Here is a 26,329-nt window from a genome sequence, read left to right as displayed (position 1 = left end):
CAAAACCTTTAAATTGCAACTGAATGCATATAAAGGCTACTTTCTGATTTCGATTTTAGGAATGTAATCAAAGGAAGAAACATGATCAAAAAGCTGTGTTCAACACTAATAATTTGGGCAATAGCCAGCCAAGCACTCGCAACATCACTTTACTATATAAACCGCACCGACAAACCCATATTAATAAACTTTTCGATAGACTCCAGTGAACCCGTAAGTAACGGTTACCAATACAGTTTGACTGAAAATGACTTAGTTATTTGGCCTTATCAAAAAGCTAAAGTAGCTGATTTTAATCGATATTATGGGCTTGTTAATGGCGCAACGTATGACTACTTCCTAACAATTTCACGATTAACAAACGAAGGTACTTGGGAACCAAAGCCGCAAGAACCTGTAAGTCAACTTAGGTTGGTTGGTCACGGTTCAGGCTCAACGTTGTCTTATGGGTATAAAGATCAAGGGATGATGACCGACTACAACCCATATATTCTTCATCGATATAACCAAGATGGATATCACTCTGAGTTCGGTGTTAAGGCTATATACACGTCAGGCTTTGACGACGTTGAATTTGTAGTCTCAGAACATACGAACAATGATTTTGATCAAGATCCAAATACCTTTAACGTTGGCTCATATAACCTATGGATGCTCCCCGGCGTATCATCAAACATTACAAGTCGTGCAAGTGTCTTGGAGCACACTCTCTCCGGATATGACGTACTCACACTTCAAGAAGCTTTTTCTTCAGACCGAGAGATCCTATTCAACGCTCTAGCAGAGGAATATGCATTTAGAACAGAGGTGGTAGGAGGTGGCACTAGTGCGATGTACGACGGAGGCGTGGTCACTTTTAGTCGCCATCCAATTATTGAAACCGACAGTATAATTTTCGAACACTGCTCCGGGACTGATTGTTACGCAGATAAAGGCGTCGTCTATACCAAAATCGACAAAGACGGTGAGATATACCATATATTCAACACTCACCTAGCATCATTTAATACGCCAGCAGCCAAACGTCTAAGACGCCTACAGCTAGGACTGATGCGAACCTTTATGCTGACTAAAGACATACCTTCCAACGAAGCGGTTATCTATGCTGGAGACTTCAATATCGATAAAAATAGTGACTTCGTGGAATACCTTCTAATGCTAGCGACGTTGGATGTTGGATGTTGATCCTCCAGAATTCAGAGGCTACACCAATGCAACCTTTGACCCGACGATTAACCCGTATGCCGCTTACAAATATTCAGGTGGCGCTGATGTAGAGTATCTGGATTACGTTTTTGTTAGCAGAATGCATAGACAAGCAACAAGTAATACTAATACGGTCAAGCTTCATCAAAGGTTGAACTCTGACACTTGGGGAAGTTGGCACCTTTCAGACCATTTTGCCGTCAACGGAAACTTTAAATTTAGCTCTCACGACAACTAAGCTCCTTGATCTTGGCTCTTTCAAAAGCACTTCAATGCTGAGTGAGAGCCAAAACCACCTCCTGCAATTAACAAACTAATCAATTGATTTTAAACACCTTTAATTTCAATCCTTAATTTTATAAATATTGCTTTTATTAATAGAATTCAGCTCAAACTTTGAGACTTTAAAATCGATCACAGTGAGATCTTCCTACCATTTCATTGATCAAACGAATGATACAAGTCTGATTGCATATTACCTTTTAATTGCTTTTTGAGCGGGCATTTCCCTCTCACTCAACTGACTTACTGCGTGTTTTTTACACTTCGTTTCGAAGAAGTCAGCGTTAGTCGCACAACTATTTAGTCGCACAATGATAAGGATGCACCACAGATGAATCACGGACAAAGACTTACCACTATAGCCCTAGCTATTATGGCTTCAACCCACGTATCAGCTACGACTCTGAACGAGAGTAGCCCAGAGCCACAACCTATCAACTCTCCTTTTATTCAAGATGTAAAAGGCACGATTGTTGAGGATTACTCACGAGAAACCATTCAACCTTCATTCTTCTCTATGAGAATGATGAGTAACGCCGATGAACAGCGCGGCGATTGGTTTAACTTATCGGCGAGCTACACAAGACTTCAGGGCGTGGGTTCAGATATTGTGTATGACTACCTAATGCCCCCTCTTATGCCACAGCCAGTTATCGTTGCCGTTCTTGATTCGGGTGTCGATGTTGAACATGAAGACCTAAAAAACAAACTTTGGACCAATGAAGGCGAGATCCCAGGCAACGGCATTGATGATGACGGCAATGGGTACATCGATGATGTCCACGGCTGGAACTTTCTGGGCAACTCGTTAGGTATTAACGTTGATCAAGACACACTAGAGGTTACCAGAGAATACAAAAAGTACCTCGAGTTAAAAGAAAATGGACATTGGATTCCGCGTAAGAAACGCAAGTACTATCAAGGTGTTGAATCTGATTATTTGTCGTCTCTAAAAGATGACCAAGATGCGTTGAATCGCGTAACATCAGCAACTGAGCAAGCCAACGAGTACAAAGCAGAAATCCTTGAACTTACCGATCACAAAGACTTCACGGTAAACGGATTGCAACCGCTATTGAATAACGAAAACCCGAGCATTGTGACTGCAGCTGAAGGGCTTTTGAGCGTATTTGATTCATGGTATTCATTCGAATATCTAGAATCACGTCGTAGCCGCTATCAAGACTCTCTAGATTTCCACCTTAACCTAGAGCTCGATACGCGTGGCGATATTGTTTGGGATGACATTTCTTACCCTTGGGAAAAAGGCTACGGCAACAACGATGTAAAAGGCCCTGTAGGCTCACACGGCACACACGTTGCTGGAATCATCGCTGCTGAGCGTAACAACTCAGTGGGTATTGATGGTGTGGCAGATCATGCTCAAATCATGGCAGTACGTATGGTGCCAAATGGCGATGAGCGAGACAAAGATATTGCTAATGCGGTGCGTTACGCCGTCGATAATGGCGCGAAGATCATTAACATGAGCTTCGGGAAAAGCTACTCACCACGCAAATACATTGTCGATCATGCATTCCGCTATGCCGCTCGTAAAGGCGTGTTGATCGTTCACTCTGCGGGAAACAGCCGTAACGATAATGACATCAAACCAAGCTTTCCAAACCGCTACGCTAAGCACTACCGTTCAAAGCCTATTTCAACATGGTTAGATGTGGGTGCATCAGCGAAATACGCAGACGAAACCTTGGTCGCAAGCTTCAGTAACTTCGGTCAGAAATCGGTTGATGTATTTGCACCGGGATATCGAATTTTGTCAACCACACCGGGGAATACTTACGGTTCGAAAAGTGGCACAAGTATGGCTGCGCCTGTCGTTTCTGGCGTCGCTGCGTTGGTGTGGTCGCGCTATCCTGATTTATCGGTAAAAGAGCTAAAGGCGATGTTAATGGGGGAATCAAAAATCTACCCAGAGCTGCTTGTTAAAAAGCCATCAAGCCCAGAAGATTTGGTTCCGTTCAGCACCCTTTCTATCTCAGGCAGCGTTGTGGATGCCGAAGCGATATTTGCAGAACTAGAAACACGCTAACGCTTTAACTATTAGTCATTGATACCGGATATTCGTCATTCCCTAAAGCGAGGGACGAGCGTTATAGGGAATCTCGCTTTGCGGTTAGAGATTCCACATACCTCGTCCTTCGGTTCTGGAATGACGCTGGAAATTCGCATAAATGTTCATCCCGCCCCTTCCAACTACGAAAAACTACAGCCGTGACACTCTAGACAGCGATGTACATCGCTGTCATTCCCTACAGTGAGGAACGAACGTGATAGGGAATCTTTCTTTTACTTCGATCTACATTTCGACCGCATCTAACGCAACTCAATACTCATGAACTGGCTGTGCGGGTCCAACACATAGTCAGCAAAGGGTTCGCAGTATCCAAAGCCAAACTTTTCATACAGGTTACGTGCGGCCTTAAAGTAGTCTTCTGAGCCGGTCTCTAAACTGATTGTTTGATACTGGCGAACGGTTGCTGTGTCTATTACATGCTGTAACAGTTGACTGGCAACCCCCGACTTTCTCGCAAACTGGGAGGTTCTCATCGATTTGAGTTCAGCATGTTGGGTATTTAGCTCTTTAATCGCAACACACCCAAGCAGTTGGCTGTCTTTCCAAGCGCTGAAAAAGGTAATCTCTGGTGACTTAAGTCCATCCATATCCAGTGCATGAACGCTTTCAGCTGGTGACGTGGCATACATATCGGCAAGGTGTTCTTCAAGCAATTCAACGACTTCCCCACCCGACAAGTCATCAAGCTTAATTTCTATTGATGTGCTGCTTTCCATTGCTGTTCCGTTTCCCATTGAATCCTGTGCTTTTATTTCTGGTTTCATTACCTCAACTCTCCTTGTTTAGTTCGCTTATTTAGCTTGAGTGATTTGGCTTTAATTACTGGCCTGATTTCCTGATTGTTTCCTTTTCAAGAACTCGGTTTTAATCAGTAAAATTACTGATTAATCATGAAATTACTGATTAATCATGAAATTATAAATGCCATACTGACCTTACCTAGATAGCATATTTTTCTTATCTAGTCTCTTCATAAAAGTGTTCCACAATGCCTGTGTGGTCACTACGCCGAGGAACAACACCTATTTCAATTTAACGAATAAGTAGCCAGGTCGATATGAGCATTCAATTAGATTTAACCACCACGACACCCTGCCAGAACTTCGATTCCGCGCAAGGGCGCATGACACTGCAAAATCACCGAATTATTGATGTCGACAACGAAATCGCTCAGATCTTTGGTTACCGAACCCGTGAAGAGCTGTTATTGAACGTTGAATTTGTTTATGCGTTAGTTCCTGACGGTTACCAAGAGCTAGCCAAGAAACGTTACTTAGAGGCCATAAAAGGCAAACTAAAAAAAGGAAAGTTGTACACCGATATTCCAGCCCATGGCCGCAACATCTCTATCTTTTGCCTATCACACATTATTGAACTCAATAGTAAACCCGCCCTCCAAGTCACTATCATCGACATCACATCCGTAGTCGAAGCTCAGCGCAAACGTAACGAAACGGATAGCATGTATCGCAAGCTACTTAATACATCGAAACAAGGGATCCTGATCCATAGAAACTTCAAACCTTTAATGGTCAACCAAGCATGGGTAGAACAACAAGGTGCAGACTCAATAGAGCAAGTGCTTGCGATGGACTCTATCCTATCCATCGTACCTGAAGATCAGCGTTCAACGGCCATCAGACGCTGCGAGAACATTCTCAATGGCAATACACCCAACTTTAGTTCAGTGGTGTCTAACCAATGCTTTGATGGCACCCACAAATACTTCAACCTCTATGACAACGTGATTAACTGGGAAGGTGAAGACGCGATACAAGTGATCCTTGAAGAAGTCACCGATAAAGTATTACTAGAAAGGGAGTTGCTGCATCGAGCGATGCATGATGACTTAACGCATGTGTTCAATCGTCGTGCTATTTACGATTGGCTCAAGAAGCCGGTTAATCAGCATATGGAGATGTCATGTCTGTTGATTGATATTGATGACTTCAAATCGATTAACGATCGATTTGGGCACACCGTGGGTGATACGGTGATTAGGCACTTAGCAGACACCATTAAAGCTCACATTGAGTTGTTAGGTGGCGTAGTTGGACGTTGGGGTGGCGAGGAGTTTATTGTGTTCATTCCAAAAGCGAAATCGGCCCATACCAAAATCATCAGCGAACGAATCTGCCACACCTTCAATCAACATACCTTCTTTGGTATTAATCGCCGCGCTTTTACAACGAGCGTGAGTATTGGCGTTACCAACCAGTGCTTGTGCCACTCTGCCAACACCATTGATACACTTATTCGTGTTACCGATGATGCACTATATCGTGCGAAAGCGAATGGTAAAAACCAAGTCTCGATCAACGATGATGTGGTTTGCTATGAAGCACTAGCTTGATCGCAGCTCCTTGTTCTCCTTCATGTTCCTCTGGCTCTCCTGCATAACGCACCAGTTCTCCTTCATAATCCACCGCCTTTTTAAGCTTGCGCTAAATGAGTCGGCTAACCGTACAAATTGAGCACAGCCACACATAATTAAAGTACAGCCACCGAGAATTAAAGCACATAACTTGATCGAATATTTGATTGCGATTTCGACATTTCGGTATATGATGCGCCACCCTCATTATATCAGCTAACGCTGTAGGCACTTATGTCCGCCAATATGTCAGCTACTATTTCTTCCAACGCACTTTATACCGACCTATCCGGTTACTACGATTTAATGTGTGTTGATATTGACTATCAAGCGCAAAGTAACTGCGTACGTAGGCTACATCAAATTTTCGGAAATGGTGGAAAGACTCACCTCGACTTAGCTTGTGGCACTGGTCCACACGTTCGTCACTTTATCGATTTTGGTTACCAAAGCAATGGACTCGATCTCAACGCGCCAATGCTAGATATCGCTCAGGTTCGCTGCCCCGAAGCCAATTTCTCGGTGCAAAACATGAGTAGTTTTGAAGTGGCAGAACCTCTGGATTTGATCACCTGCTTCTTATACTCAATCCATTACAACGATGGTTTCGAGAAGCTAAAAGAATGTGTTGAGAGCGTACATCGCGCTTTAAAACCAGAGGGGATTTTTTGTTTTAATGTGGTGGATAAAGACAAGATCAGCAATGACCTTTTTGTTCGACACACCACCAATCTTGAACAAGATGATTTCACGTTCAGCTCAGGCTGGTATTACTCTGGCAAGGGTGACAAGCAGGCGTTAAAACTCAGTATTGAAAAAACGACTGCTGGTGAAACTCAAGTGTGGAATGATGAACACCCGATGGTGGCATTCTCGTTTAAGGAGCTCATTGAAATATTGAAACCCTACTTTGAGGTTCATATTTTTGAGCACGATTATGACAAGCTGTTACCTTGGGATACTAAATCAGGTAATGCTCTGATCGCTTGTGTAAAAATTTAGGTAAGTCTATACCAAACGAATTAGCCAGATTCAAACACAGACAAAAAAGAACCCACACTCGCCGTACTCTTTATCGAGCATCCAGCCAGTGTGGGTTCTTTTGTATCAAGCTATCGGTGTTCGAGCTCTCGATTAGAAGTCCGCAGTCATACCTACGTAGTAAGTACGTGGCTCTTCAACATAACCCATGCTCTCTAGCTCTTGTGATACCGCTTCGTCAGTCAAGTTAGTAATGCCTGCGCGTACTCTAACCGAATCATTAATGTTGTATACCCCACCAATATTAAGCGTAGTATAGGCTTCTTGAGTCAAATCAGTTTCGATATTACGCTCACCTCGGTAACGCGCACTAACAAAGGTGTTCAGGTCGTAAGTTGGGCTCCAGTTCAGTTTAACTAAACCCGAGTGCTTGTAACGCTCAAGCAGTTCTTCACCAGTAGACTTATCTTCAGTGTCTAAGAAAGTGTAGTTACCAGACACGCCCCATTCATCCGTTATTTGGAATTGGCCAGTAAGCTCAGCACCTTGAACCACAGCCTCAGACACATTGGTATAAGTACGTTTGCCTTTCACATAGCCAGTTGAGCTAGAACTATCGGCACACCCTTTACCCGATTCAAACATTCCGCCATTCTCGCAGTAGGTTTCATCACGATCAATAAGGTCGTTAATTTCATTGCGGAACAAGGCACCTTCAACGTTCCAACGAGGTTGGCTGTATATCGCTGCTATCTCATAGTTCCAGCTCGTTTCAGGCTTCAGGTCTTCATTGCCATATAAATCACAAGCACCTTTACAACTGTTAACTGTGTAGTCGGCTTGATTTTGAGTCAATGTTGGTGCTTTAAATGCTTTACCCACGCCACCCTTAATGATCAGGTCATTCGTTGTTTGGTGCACCAAATACACACGAGGACTGAACTCTTCACCGTACAATTCGTGCTTATCTAAACGACCACCGATGGTTGCTGTTAGTTGTTCAGTCATCAGCCATTGGTCTTGAACAAATAACGCTCCTTGATACGCTTCTGATGTGCCATTGACCAAGTTTTCTTTGTTGGTTAATTCGCTCAACTGATAGTCCATACCAAACGTTACGGTATGATTATCACCAAGATAAGTCGTCGCTGATGCTTCTGCTATTTGAGTTAACTCTTCTACGTCACTGCTGTAGTTAGTATCAGAATCCGCAGCGTCGTTGTCAGTCACATTTTCGCGTGAGTAGCGGACTTGTGTATCACCCCAGCTCCAAAAGCCACTGTGCGTAATCGCTTGGCTCTGACGCACTACTCGTGTGTCAGACTCAATCACAGATGATACGTTTTCTGCAGATGATTCACGTTCGTCGTCACTGTAACCAAAATCAAAGTCGATCGTTTGGTTGTCTGTCGCATTCCAAGTCAGGCTTGCGAGTAAACTTAGTGTGTCTCGTTCTTCTAAAGCCGTAACATCTGAGCGGTCGTAACCAGAGCTATGTGTACCAGAATAGGGTTGCCAAGCATCACGGCTAGTTTGGTTCACAGAAACGCGTGCAAACAATTCATCTTCAATTAGAGCACCAGAGGTCGTGAAGCCCATCGAGTACTCTTCACCGCCATCACCATCTAACGGTGAAGACGTGTCCATGCTTAACGTAGAGCTCCAGTCATTTTCAGGAGCCTTGGTGATGATGTTGATTGTGCCACCCATGCCATCTGAACCATAAAGTGCAGACATTGGACCGCGGATAATTTCAACACGTTCGATCGAATCAGCGGGAATAGTCGATAGGTCGAAGTCGTTACCTCGGATGATGGCACTCGCTGAGCTTAGACGACGGCCATTCACCATGATAAGCGTGTAATCTGAATCCATACCACGAATAGAGATCATCTGACGGCCAGCACGTGTGCTATCAAAGTCAGATTCGACACTGGTTGATTCTGCAACGATGTCAGCCAAGGTAATACCAGGGCTGTCTTCAATGTCTTGAGCGGTGATCACTGACATTGAAGCCGGCGCTTGTTTCAGTGTCATTTCAGTACGAGTTGCCGTAACAACCATTTGCTCATCTGTTGCTTGCGCTTCTTCTTGCGCCAACACGTTAGCTGAAAGTGAGGTACAAATAACAACGACTGCGATCGAAAGGGGTTTACGAACCAAAAGAGGTTTTCGAATCAAAAGAGATCTCTCAGACATGATATTCATTCTTACATGTGATTGGTAATGATAATGGTTTGCATTAAACAATCTAGCACCATTCTTATCAACAAAAGTTTCATACCAAAAATTGATTCTCGTTATTCAACTTTCAAATAATAAAACCAATACATATTCATTTTAATAGCATGACCTCAATAGCATTCACCACCTAGATAGATTGGGTGTATATCTCTTTAAATAAATCACGAACCCAACGACACATAGGGTCATTATGGAAACGTTTATGCCAATAGAGATAAACATCTTCTGATGGGCTTCTGATCGCTTTGGGAACGCGTTTACAAATTAAATCTCGTTGATTGGCAGCTTTTGTCGCAAATGGTGTGGGCAAGTGAAAGATGATATCGGTCGTCTCCGCAATATCCGCAGCAATATTGAAGTTGGACAACTGAATTGGGATCGAGAGTTGGCGCTGCTTATCAATTAAACCAAGGTCTTTAAATCGACTTTCAATCGAGAGCTTTTTATCCCCTTGCAGTGAGATCTGGCCAAGCTGGCTATTCAATAAGTCATCAACGGTGATCTCTTTATCCGCCAGAGGATGGTCTTTGCTCATTAATAACCGATAATCGCGACTGATTACGAACATTCGATACAGGTTTTGTTCAGAACTTAATGGCTCATGCGTCGACAACACAAAGTGCGCATCACCGGATAACAGAGGCTCAAAGTGTCGTTTAGGAATCGAGTCGATATCGACAACCATATTCGGCGCTTGCTGGCGAATTTGTGCCACTACTTTTGGCAAAAGGTGTGAGACCTGAGGAACCAAACCAAAAAAACGAACCGTACTATCACTCGTTTGTGGTTCAAACACGTCTCCGTGAACCAGTTTCTCAAGGCGCGTAAGCACAGAGTTGAGGTCTTGCTTGATGACCTCTGCTTTCGGGGTCAATTCATAGCCATAAGCAGCTCGCACCAACAAATCATCGTTGAACACAGTGCGAAGTTTTTGTAGAGATCGGCTCACCGTAGGTTGGCTCATATCCAACGCCAACGCCGTGTTGGAAACGTGCTTCTCTTCAAGAAGGTGTTTAAGAATAACGAGTAGGTTTAGGTCAACTTGGGCAAGATTCATTATGCAAATATTCACAACAGAGCAAATTCAGTGTGCGCATAGTGCATCTACCACCTCATTAATACAATTGATAATCACTCTTATTTTGATCTAGAGCAAAATGTAGAACCGAGTTTGAGGTTAGGAAAGGTTTGAAGCTCTAAGTTAGAAATGTTTGAACATAAAAAAGAGAGGCACAATGGCCTCTCTTTGATCGTCTATTTTATATTGCTAACGTCGAGCTATCAGACTACAGCTTTGTCCAAGCATCTTGCCAGTATTGGCTTTCTGCTGGTGCGTAAGATGCGCTTGCACACCAAGCCGTGTATGGCCAAGGCTTACATTCGTATAGACCATTGTCGCTGCCTACCACAATGTCACCTGCTGCGTAGTTTGTGCCGGCTTCATATGGCGGGTAATCACCTGGAGGTGGAGTCGTTCCGCCACCGTCTTTAACAGCGAACGAATCATTTACCATCACTATTTCGCCGTCTGTTGCTGTGCCAACAACCTCAAGTGAATATTGACCTTCCGCCACATCGTACAAGTCCATTGTGATTGAACGGCTGTCAGTTAGGCTTACTTTGGTTTGTTCAACCACGCTACCCGCACTGTTGAGCGCCTTCACAGTCACATCCATTGCTTCATTTGATGTCAGTGTCAGATCCAAACGTACATTGCCGTTATCTGGCGCATATTCTGACTGAAGGCCTGAAACTGCAAGCTCTAAGTCATCGCCCGGATCTGGGTTACCACCACATGAAGAGTCTGAAACTTTTCTCCAAACGCCCCACTCGCCTGTTGTTCCCGGTTCTTCGCCACGAGTATACCAGCCAGCTCCCCACGTTGAACCGTCATGTGATACTTGATCACCTTCAACATAAACGGTGTCGGCATCCCATGCAGCAGCACAGTTAGAACCATCCGTCACAGACACTTTACGGTCAGCGGTTACAGTTTGGTTCGCGCTGTCTGTTACGCTATACACAAGCGTGTAGTTGCCGATTTCATTTACATCGACACTGCCAGTGTGTGTGATGGTGCTTGTTAGGTCGCCATCTTCAGCATCATTCGCCGTTACGCCTGCCATAGCATCAAATGCAGTTCCCAACACAACAGTAGTGTCAGACACACCATTAAACACAGGCTTCTGGCTGTAAACCTCTACCGTTCTCGCTTTAGTGGTTTCGTTGTTATCGCTGTCTTTCACTCGGTAAGTTAGAACGTAAGTGCCAATCACACTGGTTTCCACGTAACCTTCAACATCGACAGAAGATGTTAGATCGCCATCTTCTTTATCGGTTGCCGTTACACCTTCCATTGGGTCAAACGTTGTGCCGTGAAGAACACGGGCATTTTCGACACCTTTAAGAACTGGCTCACCCTCTACTGGTGGTGGCGTCACTTGACCGTGGACAAACGGGCCGTAATCTTTAATAAACTGCTCGTTGTATTGTTGACCGTTTTTGTTAGTACCCATGTCCCAGTTGATAGACCAAGTCATTACACCACGCAGCGGTTGGCCTTGAGTCGTTAAAGTCTCGAACGCGTCGTATAAATCTTGAGGATCTTGCACAAAGCCGGTTGCTGCAGCATCAATGCTAGAAGGAATACCAAACACCAGCTTGTCATGTGGAATTTTGTGGAAGCCACGCGTTCCGTTGATAAGCGAATCAGAGATGTAGTAGATGAATTCTTCTTTTAATGCATCGTTGTTTTGAGCAATCCAGCCCACGCCGTCAACCCAGATACCGTCGCCACCTTGGTTGTAGAATTGTGGGTTAATCCAGTCGTAATAACCTTCTAGATTATCGATATATGGAACGTACTTACCGCCTGTCGTTAGATACGGGAACTCAGGCGCCATAGTAATAAGGAAGTTTCTACCTTCAGCACGGTAGTGGTCTTTCACTAGCTTAAGCGCATCTGGAATAACGGTTTGGTTGTTTGCTGCGGTTACCGCGGCTTGTTCAAGGTCGATATCTAGGCCATCGAAACCGTAACGCTCAGTAAGACGGATAATCTCATCAGCAAAGGTTCTTTCATCACCGGTTTCTAGCTCTACGTGTGCATCAGCACCGCCCAAAGCCAACAGTACAGAACGACCTTGTTTGTTGAGTTCAGAGATTTGGTCAATAAATTGTTCTTCTGATAACCCAACGGTTGGGTCCAGTTTAAAAGTTGGGATTCGACCATCAGCCACATCGTAAACCTTCATGAATGACACATTCACGATGTTATACATTGGGTTTACTTCATCCAGCGTCACGCATGGCGCATTGCCCCCTTGGTAGCCGCCACCGTCACACCAGTTGTGCCAATACCCGACCACTACACCAGAATCCGGATTCGTCATATCTGAATCATTCGCATAAACAGCGCCAGACATTGCGGCCATGCCGACCGATACAGCTAATTGTAGAGCTTTACGTTTCAACATTAGTCCCACTTCCTTACTTAACAGCTGTGCCAATCACAACCGAACCAATTCATTGTAATCATGAATATTTATAGAGAAGTAATGGAATTTATAGGAAAAGATGACCTTTGATTTAACTTGTGATTTTAAGTCACAGATTGAATATCAGAATCAATATGATTTTGACTTTTCATTCAAAATGAAATGCTAAAAGCTGTTATTTTCGGCCGAACACATTGACCATGCAAATATTTAATCAACCTTAATTCACATAGATAATTAACCGAAAACATAAAAAATCACCAATAGGAAAAAACGAACTTTAAATCGACAAAAATCGATTCAAACACACCGTAATTACTGACCTCAGACCAGATACCATTGCGAGTGACATCACTAAAATAGCTTGGATATAGTCGTCATACATGTGCTAGAGATACACACGTATAACGGAATATAGGAGTGGTGAATTTGTGGAATTTTGTATGATCACCCCGACTATTTTTCAGTTAGCCTTTAACATCAGGCGAATAATAAGTATCAATAAATGAAATAAAATTCATCTTATTTTCTTCATTGAGTTGATTGATACCCGCTGCTGCTTTTCTTCCACCACCCGTATCAAAACTAGAACAAATTTCGTCTGCGCCCGTTCTGTTTGATAATGGTGCCCGTAAGCTCACCGTGTAAGACAAGCCATCTTGGTTTTTCGTTAATACTGCTTGCGCTCGGTTTGGATCTTGATTAACGATTTCATTACCAAATACACCACTGATGCGCCTTGCCCACGTCTCACCTGGCAGTTCAAACACACGTGCGACTTCACTTTCATAAACAGGAGCAAGGTTTGATAGCTGTTGGCGATCATTTTTATAGGCAGTTAGTAGTCGATAAAATACAGAGTTTTTATCATCCAAAAGATCAAACGGATTTGGGTATTGATAAAGAATTTTGTAGAGCTCAGCTGGCGTGAAATGCAAATCACTGAGTGACGAACCGTAACCGTTGTAGTTCACCAAGGTACCTAGCTCTTCCAAAAACTCTGTTTGAGATTCATCGAATCCATTTTCATCCGCTAGCCGCGCGGCCACTGTTTTTAGATTATCACCAAAAGCAGCCGCGATTGCCCAAGCCACATGCGCACCATTCAATTTCTGGTTAATTAGTAAGCTCGTGCAGCTCTCTGGCGCGGTATCAATCAGAGTATCCAAATAGCTAGAGTCAGGTACCTCACCAGTTCGATGATGATCGCAATAAAATACATGGATGTTGGCGTCTAGCAGTGAATGCAATGCAGATAAGTTTTTTTCCATCGACACATCTAAAACGGTAACGGAAGAAATGTCACCTTGCTTACCCGGCTCCATAATTTGAGTAACAACTTGAGAGACCAACTTAATATCACGCTTTACACCTGTAATGAGCACGCTCTCTCTTGGCTCACTGAATCGCAGCTGTAACAACGCGATTATGCCATCTGCGTCTCCGTTGAATACGTCGTAGTGCATGTTGTTCCTCTTCCTATAGATTTAACCGTTTGCCAGAAACGCGCCAATACGTTCGTTTATTCGATAGTCTGTCATTATTTTAGTTATATTTCACAGATACTTAAGTCTATTTTGGAATGCCTTATTCTCATTAGATTCAAAAGATAAACACATTAATAATATTGTATGACTTATATCACAGTAAAAGAACCTGAAAAGATTATAAAATAAGCGCCTCCCACTTAATGATAAAGAGACGAATGAACACTACCACCACTCTTGTTTATGACACTTTGAAAAGCCTTGCTGCTCACGCTCCTGAGCAACATGCCGAGATTCGCCAGCGTTTATATGAGCAGTTGAGCCTGCCATTTAACAAGCAGCTCTCGTTATACGCTAATGTGCTTGGTCCTATCAGTTCAGGTAAGTTAGCGGGATGCGACAATATTGATAAAGCGGTTGAACTGGCACTGGATGTGCTGGAAGGCCGAAATAAGTAATTCCCCTTAAAATACGTAATATAACGGCCCAGATCTTCCCCCAGATCGGGCCGTTTTTTTATTCTCGTCATTTATCTAGTTGAATTTCAGGCACAAAAAAAGGCGCAGATGATCCACGCCTTTGGTTTAGTTTACTCTAAATGTTTAAGAGGTCTTGAACTGCGCCACCGCTTTATCCATCTCATGGGCTTGCTCTGCGACTTTATCCACTTCAACTAAACAATGTTGCGCCGAAGCGTTGTTATCACTTGAAATGGTGTTTAACTCGGTGATTGAGTCGCTCACTTGTGCCATAACAGCACCCTGCTCTTCAATCGCTGATGCAATACGCTCAGAGTTGCCCTGGATGCTTTCCATGTCGCTTAAGATAAGCTGCAGGCTAGCATCGAGCTCTTCCGAATCTTTCAGAGTCAGTTGGCCTTGTTGGTTACATTCACCAATCTCGGTCATAGAAGCGTTCATTTGACTTTGAATTGCCGTTACTACACTGGTAATTTCAGTCGTTGATTGGTGCGTTCTGCTTGCAAGAGCACGAACTTCATCGGCAACCACGGCAAAGCCTCGGCCTTGTTCACCGGCACGTGCTGCCTCAATGGCTGCGTTCAGTGCCAATAAGTTGGTTTGCTCTGCAATGCCTTGGATGATGTTTACTGCATCGCCGATTTGATCAACATGATGGTTCAATGAGCTGATCGAATCTTGGCTGCTAGAAAGGCGTTCAGACAACTGAGTAATGTTGCTGATCGTATCAACCACCACTTCACGGCCTTTATCGGCATTCACTTTTGCTTGATGAACACCTTCAGCCGCAACTGATGTGCTTTCTGAAATTTCACCTATTGTGAGTACCATCTCTTGCACTGACGTTGTCATTGTAGAGGTGTGGTTTGCTTGAACTTCAAACTGTTTGATTACTGACTCTAGCTCGTCATGCATGTTCGACGTACTTTGTGTCAGTTGCAGTGACTTAGATTGAGATGCCGCGATTAAGCCCTCCAATTGATCAAGCAATTGGTTGAAGTATTGGCCTAAAGTACTGAGTTCGTCTTTACCATCTAGGTGAGAACGAATAGACACGTCGTTTGAATTAACGATATTACGGATAACCGAAAGCAGTGACTCAATTTTACCAATGATAGAACGGACGATTAACCAGCTGAACAGAATGATCGACACAAGTAACGTGACGCAAAGGATGTTGTTGATCAGCGATAGCTTGTCCATCTCTTGTTGGGTTTCTTGGTCTAATACCGCTGAGAACTCTTTAAATTGAGTTTCGATAGCATGAGAACCCGAACGAGCTTGCCCAAGCAGACCTTCGTTGTGCTTCAAGCCAATCACTCGCTTCTGTTCAACTACTTGACGCGCAGCATCTATCAAAGCAGTTGAGCTTCCAGCACTAGAGGTAATAGAAAGAACACTCGGATCGAACTCACCCTTTTCAATTAAGTCATTGAACAGGTAAAGCTCGATTTTTTGTTCAGCACTGGCTGTCGCGCTGATGCTATCGAGCAAAGCATGAAACTCGCCTAGCAAGCCTTTGTCACGTGCTAACCCATACACTTCACTCGCTTTTACTAAGTTAACAAAGCTTGTGTGGTAGGTTTCAATATCTTCACGTAGGTGTGCGCTGTTGGCTAAACCTAAATCACTGAGCACTGCATTGAGCTCAGATTCAGACGCTAAGAATTTATTGTAGTTTACGTCGAACTTGGCGAGGTACTTCATATCACTACGTAATAGGAAATCTTTCTCGTTACGGCGAAGATTGAGTAGTCGCACTTCAAGTTCTTTGGTGATTTGTTTGGCTTCACTCATTTGAGCGGTGGTGTCTGCAAATTGCGATGTGGTAAACAACAGTGAAATCATGCCGAAGATGGAGAACATCCCCAACGAATAGAGCTTTTTCTTTATATTCATATACGTGGCTCGTCTTTACTAAATTAACTTTGAGTATCTAATTGATCGCATCTAAGCATGGTATACAACTCGTGCGACCTGGTTATTGTTATGGTTATGGTTTTTGTATCAGTAATGAGCACTAAATCTAGCGACTGTTCAGCCCACCAGCAGTGACATTCTCAATGGTATTCAAACAGAGAATGAATCTTTTCACTAAAGATAAAAGCATCAATAACACAAATTGAATACATGTACATTAGTTGAATGATAAAAGTGAGAGACAGCTATTTGACGGAACATAAATAGCTTGAACACCACGGTGTACAAGGCATTGAATTAAAAGACTTTGAAGCACATTTGGACGCATTATTTATGATGACATTTTTTTGGCTCTCCAGAAGAGCACGAGCGAAGCGCAATATTGGAGGTTTTGACTTGGTTTTTAAACAGTGAATCCGTCTATTGATGATTGTACAGTAGAGCGTAAACGGCGAAAAAAATGGACCCACTCAATTCGAGTCAGGTCCATTTTTTGATTGTCTAGTCAATCGCTTTGCAGCTAAAGAGTTAGAATGCGAACTCAAGGCTGACTAAAACGCTTTCACCATCTTGGTTAGGCACTTCAATAACACCGCTTTCTCATCTTCTTCGATGTCTTGTGTTAGTCCATTAACCAAATTCAAGTGAAGCTGGTTGTGGTGAACGTGTATCTTCTGCCCTTCATCAGTCAAAGCAACCACAATCGCACGACGATCTGTTGGGTGTTCATGGCGCTCAATCAATTCAGCTTTAACCAACTTTTCGATTTGAACGGTAAGCGTACCCGTGGTGATACCCAACTTTTCAGCGAGCTCTTTCATTCTTAACGCGCCATGCATACCAAGCACTTCAATGGTGTGTACTTGAGCCAGGGAGTAACCCGTCTCTTTGACAACAGACTGCTCCCACGAAGACATTTTATCGTAGAACTCAGTCAGTATTTGGTTAAGCTGTTCTATATTTCGCATGGTCGTTTGAATGCACTTCAAGAGTAAGATGATTAATCTTATCAAACTTGGCGAGCATTTGTTTATATTCAGAGACGGTTTTATCACTGTTTGATTCAAGAGTAATCGCTGCTGAATAGTGATGCCCACTCACCTTCCACATGTGGAAATCGGTAACCGACGCATAAGGCGTTAAGGTTTCAGTCACTGAATCACGATAATCTTGGTCGATATTCTCATCAAGCAGGATTGGACTGGTTTGTTTCATAAGGTTCATCGTCCACTTAGCAATCACGAATGCGCCAACCATACCCATTGCCGCATCTAACCAGTTCCAACCGTAAAACTTACCGAATAGCAGCGCAACAATGGCCAACAGTGAAGTCAAAGTATCCGCCAATACATGCATGTAGGCTGCGCGTAGGTTGTGATCATGATGGTGTCCGTGATGCTCAACATGTTTATGACCATGGTCGCTGTCGTGATCATGGCTATGTGAATGACCGTGCGAACGGCCATGGTTCTTACTTTGATCATGGCCATGCTTGTGTCCGTGGTCATGATGGTGATCGCCGAGTAAAAACATACTCACCACATTCACGGTTAAACCAATACAGGCAACGATGATCGCTTCATTGAACTGAATCGCTTGTGGGTTAAATAAACGATGCACTGATTCCACCAGCATCAATAATGCCACAATCCCCAATGCAATCGCGCTGGTGTAGCCCCCTAGCACACTAACTTTGCCAGTACCGAAAGAGAAACGTTCGCTCTCGGCATGTTTCTTCGCATATCGGTATGCAAATAAGGTGATACCAAACGCTGCAGCGTGCGTCCCCATGTGCCAACCATCGGCAAGTAACGCCATAGAGCCGTAAATAGTACCGGCAACGATCTCGACAACCATGGTGATGATAGTTAACAAGAGAACGTAGAAAGTACGCTTTTCACCTTGGCTGTTATGTGAAGAAAAGTTGTGTTGGTGACGTGTTGGAAAACTCAAAATGGCGTCCTTAGCTCGTGTGTTCAATGTTAGGAGTCGTTACTGATTAATTTTAGTCAAAAAAGTGCTTTGACTCACAAGTAGTTTGATTATCAAATCAATAAATGGAATTTAGTTTGATTATCAAACATTGTCAACGATGAATTTTGAGACTCTGATTTGCCGATGTAATAGTTGATGGCGAACTCTAGGTCGTTCCAGAGCCAATAGATGCGGTAAAAACTGCGCTTTGCAGACACAAAAAAGCCCACACGAGGTGGGCTACTAAGATCAGAAGGAGTTATTGGTTTTGCAACAGAGTAATCTCATCATTCACCCAACCTAACAATTGCTTGGTGGCTTTCGACAACACTTGGTTCTGCCGAACAATATAACCAAGACTGGTGCTAGAAAAGTTCATCAACGGTGTCACTTTCGAATGCAGATGCTGCTTGGTGGATACCGCAAATTCAGGAACAATCGCCACACCAAATCCCGCTTCTGCCCAGTCGATTTGAGCGTCGACACTCCCTACTTCCATCACCCTATAATTAGGCAGATTAAGGCTTGGTAAACCTTCATCAATGAAGTCACGCGTTCTCGTATCATGGCCTAGTAAAATCAAAGTGAGCTCTGCATCAGAGTCTTGGATATCAAACCCATCGCCTAGCGCGCACCAAGAAAGCTCTTGCAGCTTAGTGAAATACAGTGACTCGTTGTGCTGTTCTTTGGCGATAACAAAACCAATATCCGCTTGAGCATTTTTAACTAAACTCGATGCCTGAGATGACGTGGTATTCAAGAGCGTAAGGTCAATACCGGGATACTGCGCTTTGAACTTTTGGAAAGGACGAATCAACAAGAATCGGGAAATAATGTCACTTACGGCAATAGTTAACGTCCCTATTTTTAGATCGTTAATGGCGTTGAGATCGGCCTGACAAATCTGAAGTTCGAGTAGCGTTCTTTGGCTCGTTTCTAATAGCCTTTCGCCTGCTTGAGTCAGTTGAAACGGACTTCGCTCTATCAACTTAATGCGTGTTTGTTTTTCCAGTTGTTTTAGGTGCAAACTCACATTGGGTTGTGTCATGTGCAGTGCATTGGCCGCTTTCCCAAAATGCTTATATTCCGCTAGCGTCACAAACGTCTTCAACAAATTAATATCGAGCATCATGTCCTCTCTCTCGTGTCACTTACATCATTCCCTAAAGTAAAGAATGCCCCATCGTCATTCCCTACAGTGAGGAACGAACATGATAGGGAATCTCGCTTGTAGGTTAAGACTTTAGGGATATATGGAATCCTTATCAAGATAATAAAGATAATTAATTTCTCTTATCCACTTTGTAGGCCTAACATGATTTCTCAATCAGTTAGGAGAAAAATTATGCCATCTATCGTTGTTGTGGGCGCAAACTGGGGTGATGAAGGCAAAGGCCGCATCGTCGATTTTTTAGCAGACCAAGCTTCTGCTAGCATTCGTTTTCAAGGCGGAAACAATGCAGGCCATACCGTAGTAAACGACTTCGGTACATTCAAACTGCACCAACTACCTAGTGGTATTTTTAATCCTGATTGTACGGCGGTTCTTGGCCCAGGCATGGTGATCAGCCCTGCTGCGCTAACTCAAGAAATTGCAGAAGTTCAAGAGGCTGGCATCAAAGTGAAAATGGCGATCTCAGATCGTGCGACACTGTGTCTGCCTTTACATGCCCTTGAAGATACGCTTGAAGAAGAACGTTTGGGTGACGGCGCTTACGGCTCAACACGTCAAGGTATTGCACCAGCATACGGCGATCGCGTGATGAAGAAAGGCATTCTTGTCGGTTGGTTGAATCAACCTGAGATTTTAGAGCAACGCATTCAATTCCTGCTTGATTGGAAGATGCCACAACTGAAGGCTCTATACCCTCAATGTGATTTCACTCAGACTGCTTCTGAAATGACAGAATGGCTACTTGAAGTAACTAAAGCTTGGCGCCCGTTCATCTGCAATGTAACTGAGCCGCTAAAAGCACTGCAATCGCAAGACGCGAACCTACTGTTTGAAGCTCAGCTAGGCGCAGGTCGTGACCTTGTTTACGGTGAATACCCTTGGACAACGTCTTCGAATGTAACTGCAGCTTATGCAGGCATTGGCAGCGGTTTACCTGCCCTTCGCCCTGAGCGTATTATTGCCGTTGCTAAATCATTCAGCTCGTCTGTTGGTACTGGCACGCTAGTAACTGCAATGGAAGAGCAAGACAGCTTCCGCGAAAGCTCTAACGAATACGGTGCAACTACGGGTCGCCCACGTGATATGGGTTACTTTGATGCAGTAGCAACTCGCAACGGCGTTGACCTACAAGCCGCGACTGAAATCGCACTAACTAAGATTGACTGCCTATCTGGTTTGTCTGAACTTAAGATCTGTACCGCTTACTCAGGTGAACATACTGAGAACCCGATTTGGCCACAAACGGCTGAGCTAAAACCTGTATATGAAGATATGGCAGGTTGGGACGAAGATATCACGGGTTGCCGCACGTTTGAGAGCCTTCCTCAAGCGGCACAAGATTACGTTACGCGTATCGAAGAGTTGATGGGTGTGCCAATCGTGATGGTATCAGTAGGTCCTGAGCGCGAACAAATGATCATTCGAGCTTAGTTTAGAAAACGACTACACCCACATCTACATCTACATCTACATCTACATCTACATCTACATCTACATCTAAGCCCACACTAGTGGGCTTTTTTACGCCTGTCACGAACATCTAAATCTTGTTTTTCTTATTGAGGTACATGTTTTCATCGGAAGACTTTATTAGATTTATGATGTTGAAACTTCGGGAATCCGCCGTACCACAACCATATGAAAAACCGAGTGGTACCTCATCATCACAACGAAAGCTTTCAATGAAGTCATGAAATTCAGCGTGAATGTTATTGATCAACTCAGAAGCATAACCAGCCTCTTCTGAATGTATGACGACAATGAACTCATCACCACCGACCCTAGCCGATATGATGTTGTACTTTGCATTGTTTTTTATGCATGACGCAAAGCCAGAGATATAGTCATCACCTTTAAAGTGGCCATAGGTATCATTGATGTACTTCAAATTATCCAAGTCGAAATACAAACAAACGATCTCACCATCGCTTATGTTTGCTTTATTGAATTCGTGGAAGAATCCCCTTCGATTAAGCAGCGTTGTCATGATATCAAAATGACTATTCTTGTATAAAATCCGGCTCTCTTCTTTTAATAGAATTTCAGAACGCAATAGAGTCGATATGTTTTCAATCAAGCTAACTTGGCTCTCGGTATACGCTGTTGGGCTTAAATCAAAAACCAAGAGCACCGCAAACACTTCGCCATCGATATCTCTTACCGGGACGCCACAAAACGACTTATAAGCATCCGCCCCATTCGCAGAAACGGAATCACCACCAGCATGACCACTCAAATAGACCGTGCGATTTTCGTTATGCACATACTCACAAAAGAGGCTAATTTTGCTCTTATGTTGGTTACACGATATGTTTGAGGAGCTCCACACACTCTCAGAACCAGAGCAACTCAAATCAGAGATCATGATGATGCCCGCATTCGATGCGTCCATTATGTCTCGTATGTTATCCAATATAGATACCCAAGTATCGACATCGATATTTTTTTGCATCCCTTCAGAAGAGAACTTATCAAAAAGCATTAATATTTCTTTAGTATCAGACAGTTAAACTTAATTGAATATTCATTAGTATACGTTGTAACAAAAATCCCAAGAGCGACAATCTAGGGCGGTTATTACCTAGTACTAAGCAACAACCAAGCACTAAGCAGAACCAAGCAACAACCAAACCCTAAATCTTAATTTTCCACTTCAGAAGCATCATTCGCAAAGGCCCAAATTTCTGAGCGTCTATTCTTGGCTCTACCCTCTGACGTTGCGTTGGACGCAACAGGTTTACTTTCACCAAATGAGCGTATAACAAGGCGATTCTTCTCTACACCATCCGCGATTAAACCATCCGATGTCGTCAGTGCTCTTTGAAGCCCCAATGCTTGGTTATAACCTGCTTCGCCGGTGCTGTCAGTGTGTCCATCCACCGTAATCGCACTGCCGTTAGTCTTTAACTCGCCTGCAAGTTGGCTCAGTGCTTTGCTGCCCATCGGCGATAAGTTGTGTTGATCAAAACCAAAATGAAGTCGTGCCAACAACCCTTGACGCTCTTGGTTACTGATCCAAGTCTTACATCCTGACTGGTTCATACCTAGATTGGATTGACCTGCTAACGCTTGTTTTAGCTCACGGCTGTCAGACGGCTGCTCTATTTGTAATAAGCCCTGTCTGTGCTGTGCAATGCCAACGACATCATCAACCGTGACACTGTGTTGATACTCACTGAACGCAGTATCGCAATAAACACTGATGCCTTCTTCCGCATTGGCGATAAGGCTAAATTGCAATGTCGATATGACGATTGAACCGATCATTAACTTTTTCATATTTTCCTCTAGTACAACTTAGTTATTCCGCTTGTTTTTGAGCCTTTACGGATGAGTTCTTCTATCTTTTCAATCAATTCATCTAGGTTAGATACGTCGATGATGTCTTCATTTGGGTCGACAACGCAGTCTTGAAAACCACTTTGTTGAGATGCTCGAAAATCGATCCCAATAACACCTATGTATAAGCCTGGTATTTCCTCTCTTGCTTTGTTACACATTCCTCTGTCGACTAACCCTTTGAGGATGCCGTTATTCGGACTCTCCTGCCCATCGCTTAAGATCAGCAACATCTTAATTTTCTTGTTGTAGATTTGCTGCTCTTCTTGATCGGAACTGTTCGGGTCACCGTCATGAAGCACCTGAGAACCTCTCAATATGCCTTGAAAAGCCGCGGTGCCACCGTCTGCCCACATAGAGTTAATCGGGTCCAAATCTGAGAGCTTGTTCGACAGACGAATGTTCGAAAACTGCGATGAATTGGAAGAACCATGCGCGTTAAATAAACTTGTTCCACTCACACTATAAAAATCAGGCTGTAACCCCGACTTATCCGTAAACATCGTCGACACTGATGTCGATAAATCTACATAGTTGTATACGTCTGCAACCAAGTAGTTATCTTGATAAATCACATCCTTAATACGTTTGGCGTACTTTTGATTCTCCGATTTTGGATATGAGCAACGTGACTGCCGGTCAGCACATCTAATCACGTCATTTTGTGAATAGGTGCGCCAGTAATCCCAGTTAACATCGTTGTAGGAATAAGGTGATACGTTCGTTTTATAGTTATCTTTGTAGCTCAACTGGCTTGTCGCCCGAGCTTGATTTCCCGAGACAATCTCCCTCGTTCGAACGTTAAAAGGCACAAAACCAACTCGATTAAGCAGTTTGTCTCCGGTTGTATCTTCTCCGGGCTCATCACAAACGTATTTCCACTCGCCATCGACATAGTCCTGTTTAATCGATGTGCAAAGAATTTTGCTGGATATTGCATCGATGGCTGTCTTCAGATCGTCGATTTTTATGTGTCGACTTGAACCCCATCTGTCATTCATTGAACCGGAAAAGTCCGACACAAACACAATATCGATGTTGTTATCACCAAGGTAAACTGGGTACTTTCTCGCTAACGAACGTCCCGCTAAGTCTTGCTGCTGGTCAAACGAAGGGATAAAGCTACTCGCAAACCAAGAGTCGTGTGTCGTCTTTGCATTCACTGTGTATTGGATGTATTCCAGAACCCCAGTGCCCTCGTCTTCCGCTTGGTGGAACCGGTCTGCTGAGAGGTTGGTTGATTTGATGTCCCGCACATAGTTTTCGACATATTTAGTCGCTAACCCGCGAGCCTGATCCGGTTGGTCTTCAATCGTCACTGCTATCGCTGCGGCCTCTGCGGAGTCTCTTAATCGACTGGTCTCTTGAACATAACGTGTGCCCTCAACCGCCCAAAAAGTCATGCCCATGATTGGAACAAGCAATAAGCCCATCCAAACCGCGGCAACCCCTTGCTGTCTTTGGAGACTGAGATGCTGGCGATTGATATGACGATCGTGCTGCATTTTCATTTCATTATCTCCCAGGCATTATTGAAGAAGAGCCAATCTTAACCGTGGTGCTGGTGCCACCGTTGAAGAAGGGTTTAAACCAAGAACTTTGCTCTTCACAAAGACTGATTCGGTACAATGGATACACAACGCCCTTTTCTACCGGCGCTAAATCTGCATGATCGAGAATCGAATCAGTTTGGCAATTTAAGCTTCTGTACTTGCTGGTTGAGAATTCAGCGACATTCGTTTTATTGATTAATGACTCTATCTTGATCGCCACGTTATCAACTGGCGTATTAAGCATTCGACTTGCCACTTTGGCCATGTCTTCTAACTCTGAATTAGTGACGGGTAGGTTTTGTCCTGCCAACACGTCGGCTTCAAAATAACGAGTACGCTCTTTGATCACATTGACTAAAGCAAAGCTGGATCGATCGAGCTTGGCGCGCGCGAGTAATTGATAGCTCAAGTCTGCGCCAAACAGGTAAACGCCCCACAAGGCCACTAGAATGAAAACTAACTCAATCGTATACGAGCCTTGTTGGTGTCTTTTAGAAAGCACACGTTGCTTACGGAGCATCATCTTTCCACCCCTCGTGTTCTAAGTTCAAAACCATGGTGCTTGAAATGTCCCTGTCAGCAGCGCCAGTCAGTTTAATCACTGGCGTGTAGCGGTAGGTCACCGTGATTTCGGCTAAGTCGTAGTTAAAGTTCAAGCCTTGATCAGAGTGTCCCCTATTCGCGATGAAATCGTCATAGGTTTTGAAGTACTGACCTGCGATAGAGAACCTTGAGCTATCAATTAAGAAACTCCATAGATTGTCATCATCTTCGATTAACGATTTGAACTTAGTTTCGTACTGCTCGTTGATCCCTTTACCTTCATATATTTTGGTATTCCTGATGGTTTCTCTCAGCGAATACTCGGTCATGTTCACAACGTAGACTTGGTAACTCGATTCGAAGATCGCAAAGGTGGCGAAAAACAGAACAAGCGCACCCAACACAAACTCAATCGCCGTCACGCCCTTCTGCCTATTAAGAAGCTTCATCATTAACTCCTAGATGAGTTAATTCAGCGGCGATGCTCTGGATCTCTTCTGCTGAGAAGTCACCTTTGAGTAACTTCTTGGCTGAGTCGATTTGCTGAGTTTTCATTAGTGCGATAGCTAGGTTCGCTTTTACGATCTTATTCGACGGGTCTTCTTTTAAAACCGGAGCTAACGTTTCGATCGCCTGTTGATACTCGCCATTAGCCATTTGAATCATCGCAATGTTGTTCTTAACCACGACATCGTCATAACCGCGTAAACGGGCTCGATTCAGTTCTTGGTAAGCTTCATTAAATCTTCCAACCTTGGTGTACGACACGCCGAGCAAGACGTGAATTTGACCCGTTGTATTTCCCACCTCGATAGAAGCTAGATAAGCGGTAATGGCACTTTCAACGTCATTTTTTGCATCAAATACTTGCCCTTCTAACTGGTACAAGTTGGGATTTTCAAACCCCTCTTTTTGCAAATGTTGGACATAGAAATCTGCCGACTCGATATCCCCTTTATGAAAATATGCCCATGCCAGTTTCTCTTTTACCTCTGGGTCTTCGGAGCCCTGCTCTAGCTCAGATTTGTAATAACTAATCAAGCCGTCATAGTTCTTCACTTTTTCCATACTAGTGACGTCGGCAAGCTGCAGGTCTTGTGGTGACGGGGCTGATTGACAGCCCGCTAACACGCTCATCGACAACAAAATGAGACAAAAACGTTTTCCAATCACTCGTCGTC

20 protein-coding genes and 1 pseudogene are annotated in these 26,329 nt (G+C 43.7%); 6 read left to right on the top strand and 15 right to left on the bottom strand.

The annotated features are described in order from the left end of the window. Positions 1–81 precede the first annotated feature (81 nt). Positions 82–1,444 (top strand): annotated as a pseudogene (locus M4S28_RS08890) (sphingomyelin phosphodiesterase). Positions 1,445–1,819: 375 nt separating this feature from the next. Then, positions 1,820–3,538 (top strand): S8 family peptidase, encoded by a 1,719-nt coding sequence (locus M4S28_RS08885; RefSeq protein ID WP_249631619.1) that lies wholly within the window; start codon positions 1,820–1,822, stop codon positions 3,536–3,538. A gap of 284 nt (positions 3,539–3,822) precedes the next feature. On the opposite strand, the gene M4S28_RS08880 is transcribed toward M4S28_RS08885, so the two are convergent. Then, the gene (locus M4S28_RS08880; protein WP_249631618.1) at positions 3,823–4,347 is read right to left on the bottom strand and encodes a GNAT family N-acetyltransferase; all 525 of its coding nucleotides are present in this window, start codon (positions 4,345–4,347) and stop codon (positions 3,823–3,825) included. A 293-nt stretch (positions 4,348–4,640) separates the two neighbouring features. Here M4S28_RS08880 and M4S28_RS08875 point away from each other — a divergent pair, with 293 nt between their 5' ends. After that, positions 4,641–5,936 (top strand): sensor domain-containing diguanylate cyclase, encoded by a 1,296-nt coding sequence (locus M4S28_RS08875; RefSeq protein ID WP_249631617.1) that lies wholly within the window; start codon positions 4,641–4,643, stop codon positions 5,934–5,936. A gap of 267 nt (positions 5,937–6,203) precedes the next feature. After that, positions 6,204–6,959, top strand: coding sequence for a class I SAM-dependent DNA methyltransferase (locus M4S28_RS08870; protein ID WP_061024822.1), 756 nt, complete (start codon positions 6,204–6,206; stop codon positions 6,957–6,959). Positions 6,960–7,091: 132 nt separating this feature from the next. Here the strand turns inward: M4S28_RS08870 and M4S28_RS08865 are convergent, their stop codons facing one another. The 4 genes from M4S28_RS08865 to M4S28_RS08850 all read right to left on the bottom strand — a co-directional run bounded on the left by M4S28_RS08865 (position 7,092) and on the right by M4S28_RS08850 (position 14,145). Next, entirely contained in the window at positions 7,092–9,137 is a 2,046-nt protein-coding gene (locus M4S28_RS08865; RefSeq protein ID WP_249631616.1) for a TonB-dependent receptor domain-containing protein, read from the bottom strand. Positions 9,138–9,309: 172 nt separating this feature from the next. Beyond that, a complete protein-coding gene (locus M4S28_RS08860; RefSeq protein WP_146454559.1) occupies positions 9,310–10,239 on the bottom strand; it encodes a LysR family transcriptional regulator in 930 nt (309 codons plus the stop codon). Positions 10,240–10,468: 229 nt separating this feature from the next. Further along, a complete protein-coding gene (locus M4S28_RS08855) occupies positions 10,469–12,658 on the bottom strand; it encodes an immunoglobulin-like domain-containing protein (protein ID WP_249631615.1) in 2,190 nt (729 codons plus the stop codon). A 488-nt stretch (positions 12,659–13,146) separates the two neighbouring features. Continuing rightward, positions 13,147–14,145 (bottom strand): DHH family phosphoesterase, encoded by a 999-nt coding sequence (locus M4S28_RS08850; RefSeq protein WP_249631614.1) that lies wholly within the window; start codon positions 14,143–14,145, stop codon positions 13,147–13,149. Between the two features lie 239 nt (positions 14,146–14,384). Here M4S28_RS08850 and M4S28_RS08845 point away from each other — a divergent pair, with 239 nt between their 5' ends. Further along, positions 14,385–14,624, top strand: a complete 240-nt coding sequence (locus tag M4S28_RS08845; RefSeq protein WP_004733935.1) for a PAS factor family protein — start codon at positions 14,385–14,387, stop codon at positions 14,622–14,624. Between the two features lie 144 nt (positions 14,625–14,768). Here M4S28_RS08845 and M4S28_RS08840 read toward each other — a convergent pair whose 3' ends face one another. From M4S28_RS08840 to M4S28_RS08825, 4 genes are all read right to left on the bottom strand, one after another. After that, positions 14,769–16,493 (bottom strand): methyl-accepting chemotaxis protein, encoded by a 1,725-nt coding sequence (locus tag M4S28_RS08840; protein WP_249632724.1) that lies wholly within the window; start codon positions 16,491–16,493, stop codon positions 14,769–14,771. Between the two features lie 623 nt (positions 16,494–17,116). Then, a complete protein-coding gene (locus M4S28_RS08835) occupies positions 17,117–17,533 on the bottom strand; it encodes a MarR family winged helix-turn-helix transcriptional regulator (protein ID WP_017070724.1) in 417 nt (138 codons plus the stop codon). Beyond that, positions 17,511–18,518: a CDF family Co(II)/Ni(II) efflux transporter DmeF gene (gene dmeF, locus M4S28_RS08830; protein WP_249631613.1), complete on the bottom strand. Its 1,008-nt coding sequence runs from the start codon at positions 18,516–18,518 to the stop codon at positions 17,511–17,513. Before dmeF ends, M4S28_RS08835 begins: the two co-directional genes overlap by 23 nt. A gap of 280 nt (positions 18,519–18,798) precedes the next feature. Continuing rightward, positions 18,799–19,671: a LysR family transcriptional regulator gene (locus M4S28_RS08825; RefSeq protein ID WP_249631612.1), complete on the bottom strand. Its 873-nt coding sequence runs from the start codon at positions 19,669–19,671 to the stop codon at positions 18,799–18,801. Positions 19,672–19,884: 213 nt separating this feature from the next. Between M4S28_RS08825 and M4S28_RS08820 the strand changes: the two genes are divergently transcribed. Beyond that, the gene (locus tag M4S28_RS08820; RefSeq protein WP_065681901.1) at positions 19,885–21,144 is read left to right on the top strand and encodes an adenylosuccinate synthase; all 1,260 of its coding nucleotides are present in this window, start codon (positions 19,885–19,887) and stop codon (positions 21,142–21,144) included. A 109-nt stretch (positions 21,145–21,253) separates the two neighbouring features. Here the strand turns inward: M4S28_RS08820 and M4S28_RS08815 are convergent, their stop codons facing one another. The 6 genes from M4S28_RS08815 to M4S28_RS08790 all read right to left on the bottom strand — a co-directional run bounded on the left by M4S28_RS08815 (position 21,254) and on the right by M4S28_RS08790 (position 26,285). Next, positions 21,254–22,195 (bottom strand): sensor domain-containing diguanylate cyclase, encoded by a 942-nt coding sequence (locus M4S28_RS08815; RefSeq protein ID WP_249631611.1) that lies wholly within the window; start codon positions 22,193–22,195, stop codon positions 21,254–21,256. Between the two features lie 158 nt (positions 22,196–22,353). After that, the gene (locus M4S28_RS08810) at positions 22,354–22,992 is read right to left on the bottom strand and encodes an OmpA family protein (protein WP_249631610.1); all 639 of its coding nucleotides are present in this window, start codon (positions 22,990–22,992) and stop codon (positions 22,354–22,356) included. An 8-nt stretch (positions 22,993–23,000) separates the two neighbouring features. Further along, the gene (locus M4S28_RS08805; protein ID WP_249632723.1) at positions 23,001–24,557 is read right to left on the bottom strand and encodes a TadE/TadG family type IV pilus assembly protein; all 1,557 of its coding nucleotides are present in this window, start codon (positions 24,555–24,557) and stop codon (positions 23,001–23,003) included. Positions 24,558–24,567: 10 nt separating this feature from the next. Next, entirely contained in the window at positions 24,568–25,125 is a 558-nt protein-coding gene (tadF, locus tag M4S28_RS08800) for a tight adherence pilus pseudopilin TadF (RefSeq protein ID WP_249632722.1), read from the bottom strand. Continuing rightward, positions 25,115–25,597 (bottom strand): TadE/TadG family type IV pilus assembly protein, encoded by a 483-nt coding sequence (locus M4S28_RS08795; RefSeq protein ID WP_249632721.1) that lies wholly within the window; start codon positions 25,595–25,597, stop codon positions 25,115–25,117. The genes tadF and M4S28_RS08795 overlap by 11 nt, the downstream gene beginning before the upstream one ends. Further along, entirely contained in the window at positions 25,584–26,285 is a 702-nt protein-coding gene (locus M4S28_RS08790) for a tetratricopeptide repeat protein (protein ID WP_004733947.1), read from the bottom strand. The genes M4S28_RS08795 and M4S28_RS08790 overlap by 14 nt, the downstream gene beginning before the upstream one ends. Positions 26,286–26,329: the final 44 nt, after the last annotated feature.

Source organism: Vibrio sp. J383, from assembly GCF_023503985.1.
GTDB lineage: Bacteria > Pseudomonadota > Gammaproteobacteria > Enterobacterales > Vibrionaceae > Vibrio > Vibrio splendidus.
Note: the sequence above shows the minus strand (reverse complement) of the source record. Positions and strands in the feature narration are given on the sequence as shown.

Coding starts and splice junctions, on each gene's coding strand:
- M4S28_RS08845 (WP_004733935.1), top strand. CDS start 14,385: ATGAACACTACCACCACTCTTGTTTATGACACTTTGAAAAGCCTTGCT.
- M4S28_RS08820 (WP_065681901.1), top strand. CDS start 19,885: ATGCCATCTATCGTTGTTGTGGGCGCAAACTGGGGTGATGAAGGCAAA.
- M4S28_RS08840 (WP_249632724.1), bottom strand. CDS start 16,493: ATGATTTCACTGTTGTTTACCACATCGCAATTTGCAGACACCACCGCT.
- M4S28_RS08880 (WP_249631618.1), bottom strand. CDS start 4,347: ATGAAACCAGAAATAAAAGCACAGGATTCAATGGGAAACGGAACAGCA.
- M4S28_RS08885 (WP_249631619.1), top strand. CDS start 1,820: ATGAATCACGGACAAAGACTTACCACTATAGCCCTAGCTATTATGGCT.
- M4S28_RS08825 (WP_249631612.1), bottom strand. CDS start 19,671: ATGATGCTCGATATTAATTTGTTGAAGACGTTTGTGACGCTAGCGGAA.
- M4S28_RS08850 (WP_249631614.1), bottom strand. CDS start 14,145: ATGCACTACGACGTATTCAACGGAGACGCAGATGGCATAATCGCGTTG.
- M4S28_RS08805 (WP_249632723.1), bottom strand. CDS start 24,557: ATGCAGCACGATCGTCATATCAATCGCCAGCATCTCAGTCTCCAAAGA.
- M4S28_RS08860 (WP_146454559.1), bottom strand. CDS start 10,239: ATGAATCTTGCCCAAGTTGACCTAAACCTACTCGTTATTCTTAAACAC.
- M4S28_RS08875 (WP_249631617.1), top strand. CDS start 4,641: ATGAGCATTCAATTAGATTTAACCACCACGACACCCTGCCAGAACTTC.
- M4S28_RS08795 (WP_249632721.1), bottom strand. CDS start 25,597: ATGAAGCTTCTTAATAGGCAGAAGGGCGTGACGGCGATTGAGTTTGTG.
- M4S28_RS08835 (WP_017070724.1), bottom strand. CDS start 17,533: ATGCGAAATATAGAACAGCTTAACCAAATACTGACTGAGTTCTACGAT.
- M4S28_RS08815 (WP_249631611.1), bottom strand. CDS start 22,195: ATGCTTTTTGATAAGTTCTCTTCTGAAGGGATGCAAAAAAATATCGAT.
- M4S28_RS08870 (WP_061024822.1), top strand. CDS start 6,204: ATGTCAGCTACTATTTCTTCCAACGCACTTTATACCGACCTATCCGGT.
- M4S28_RS08855 (WP_249631615.1), bottom strand. CDS start 12,658: ATGTTGAAACGTAAAGCTCTACAATTAGCTGTATCGGTCGGCATGGCC.
- M4S28_RS08790 (WP_004733947.1), bottom strand. CDS start 26,285: ATGAGCGTGTTAGCGGGCTGTCAATCAGCCCCGTCACCACAAGACCTG.
- M4S28_RS08865 (WP_249631616.1), bottom strand. CDS start 9,137: ATGTCTGAGAGATCTCTTTTGATTCGAAAACCTCTTTTGGTTCGTAAA.
- M4S28_RS08810 (WP_249631610.1), bottom strand. CDS start 22,992: ATGAAAAAGTTAATGATCGGTTCAATCGTCATATCGACATTGCAATTT.
- tadF (WP_249632722.1), bottom strand. CDS start 25,125: ATGCTCCGTAAGCAACGTGTGCTTTCTAAAAGACACCAACAAGGCTCG.